The following is a 2,385-nucleotide window of genomic DNA, read 5'->3' as shown; positions in this document are numbered from 1 at the left end:
GCTGCCGTAGGCAAAGGCCGCGGCGGCGCAGCTGCCGGCCTCACGCAGGCTGCGCTCGGGCGTGGCGGGCAGGTTCTCCAGCGCATCGGCGAACAGGCGCCCCAGCACGCCGGTGGTGTGCAGCGCCAGCGCCAATGCACCGGCAAACGGCCCCAGCCCGGCGGCCAGCACCATCAGCGCGGCCCACACCAGCTCGGGCACGCTGCGCAGCATGTTCAGCAGCAGGCGAGTCAGCGGCCTGAGCGCGCGCCCGCCCCGGCCGGCGGCCGGCAGCGCCAGCAGGCCACCGGCCAGCGCCGCCAGCACCGTGCCCAGGGCCGAGACGGCCAGCGTCTGCAAGGCGCCCCAGCCCACCTTGGCCAGCATCGGCGCCGACAGGTCGGGCGGGAAGAACTCGGCGATGAAGCGGCCCATCTGCCGCAGCGACTCGGGCGCGGCCAGCACCCGGTAGTCGATGGCCAGGTAGGCGAAGCTGGCGACCACCGCGGCCAGCACCGCCAGCGCCAGCAGGCCGCCGGCCCAGCGGCGCGGCGGGCGTGGGAGCGTGCTCGTCGTCATGCGGCGCCCCTCATGACAACAAGCGCCGCAGCAGCGCCGACAGCCCATCCGCCACGAACACCAACAGCAAAAAGGTCAGCAGGATGCTGCTGGCCTCGCCGCCGTTGAGCATCTTCATCGACTGGTCCATCAGCTGGCCCAGGCCCCCTGCCCCCACAAAACCCATCACCACCGAGGCGCGCACCGCACACTCCCAGCGGTAGACGGTGTAGCTGCCCAGCTCCTGCGCGGCGCCGGGCAGCAGGCCGTAGCCCAGCGCGGCCAACCGGCCGCTGCCGGCTTCCAGCAGCGCACGCGCCGGCCGCGCGTCGGTGGATTCCAGGATCTCGGCGTACACCTTGCCCAGCATGCCGCCGTAGGTGATGGCCAGCGCCAGCACACCCGCCGCCGGGCCCAGGCCCAGCGCACGCACGAACAGCAGCGCCCACACCACCTCCGGCACGGCGCGCAGCACCATCAGCAGCGTGCGGGCGGCGGTGCGCACCCCGCTGCCGCGCCAGCGCATCGCGCCCGGCCCCAGGCGCGAGACGGACAGCGCCCGGCTCATCAACAGGCCCAGCGGCGCGGCGATGACGAAGGCGATGGCCATGCCGGCGGTGGCCATGGCCAGGGTTTCCAGCGTGGCGCGGCCCAGCAGCGCCAGGAAGGCCGGGTCGGTGGACGGCGGCAGAAAGCCGGCCAGGAAGCCTGCCATCACGCTCAGGTTGCCGGGCTGGAACAGCGCGGCCGGATTGAACTCGGCCAGGCGCAGCACCGGCCACAGCAGCACGAGGGCCAGCACCAGCGCGGTCAGCCGGCTGCGGGCCTGCGGATCACGCGGGGCCGCGGCCAACGGCGCGGAAGGCCGGGAAGACGCAGGAGACGACATCAGCTCACAGAAATCAAGGCATGGGCAGGCGCCGCGCGCTAACGGCACATGGCGCCGGCGGCCAGCGGCGGCTCGGTCGTGGGCAACAACGGAGCGGCGCCCGGTACCGGCGCCTCGCCTGCGTACAGCGCCTGCAGCAGCGCGGGCGTCACCTCGCGCGCCGGCAGGTCGAACATCAGCTCGCCGCCGCGCATGCCCAGCACCCGCGGAAACCAGCGCAGCGCCAGGTCCACCGCATGCAGCGAGGCCACCAGCGTGGCGCCGGTGGCTTCGCTCTGGCGCACCAGCTGCTGCACGGCGGCATCGGCCAGCGTCGGGTCCAGCGCCGACACCGGCTCGTCGGCCAGCATCAGGTCGGGCCGCTGGTACAGCACACGGGCGATGCCCACCCGCTGCAGCTGGCCACCCGACAGACGATCGCAGCGGTCGAACAGCCGGTCGGCGATGTCCAGCCGCGCCAACGCTTCCTGCGCGCCGGCGGTATCCACAGGATGCAGCAGCGACCACAGCGCCCGGCCCAGGCCCCACTGCCCCACCCGGCCAGCCAGCACCGCCGTGACCACCCGCAGCCGCGGCGGGATGGGCGGCGCCTGGTGCACGCTGCCAATGCGGGCGCGCAGCCGGCGCAGCTCGGCCGGCCGCAGCTGCCAGGGCGACGCACCCAACACCTGCAAGCGACCTTCGCTCGGGCGCAGGCCGCAGCCCAGCAGCCGCAGCAGGCTGGTCTTGCCGGCGCCCGAGGGGCCGATCACGGCCAGGCGTTCACCGGCGCGGGCCGCCAGCGACAGCCCCCGCAGCGCGCGGTGGCCGTTGCCATGCACCAGGCCCACGCCTTCCAGCTGGAAGGACACGGCAGCGCTTTACTTCAGCAGGCCGGCCGCCTTGGCCGCGGCCTCGATGCCGTCGTAGTTGGACGGCTGCGTCGGGATGAATTTGCTCGCCCGCTGCAGCGCCATGAT

3 protein-coding genes and 1 pseudogene are annotated in these 2,385 nt (G+C 74.0%); all 4 read right to left on the bottom strand.

From position 1 onward, the window contains the following. Positions 1–558, bottom strand: a 558-nt coding sequence (locus ABNT58_RS05890) for a phosphonate ABC transporter, permease protein PhnE (RefSeq protein WP_348752572.1), incomplete at its 3' end; no start/stop codon positions are given. A 10-nt stretch (positions 559–568) separates the two neighbouring features. Next, positions 569–1,426, bottom strand: coding sequence for an ABC transporter permease (locus ABNT58_RS05885; RefSeq protein WP_348752571.1), 858 nt, complete (start codon positions 1,424–1,426; stop codon positions 569–571). 38 nt (positions 1,427–1,464) lie between these two features. Beyond that, positions 1,465–2,277, bottom strand: a complete 813-nt coding sequence (locus ABNT58_RS05880) for an ATP-binding cassette domain-containing protein (RefSeq protein ID WP_348752570.1) — start codon at positions 2,275–2,277, stop codon at positions 1,465–1,467. A gap of 9 nt (positions 2,278–2,286) precedes the next feature. Further along, positions 2,287–2,385: pseudogene (locus ABNT58_RS05875) on the bottom strand (putative selenate ABC transporter substrate-binding protein); the annotation flags it as partial.

Origin of the sequence: uncultured Aquincola sp. (assembly GCF_964001545.1) — a bacterium.
Classification (GTDB): Bacteria; Pseudomonadota; Gammaproteobacteria; order Burkholderiales; family Burkholderiaceae_C; genus Aquincola.
The sequence above is the reverse complement of the archived record's forward strand: the minus strand, read 5'-3'. Positions and strand labels throughout refer to the sequence as shown.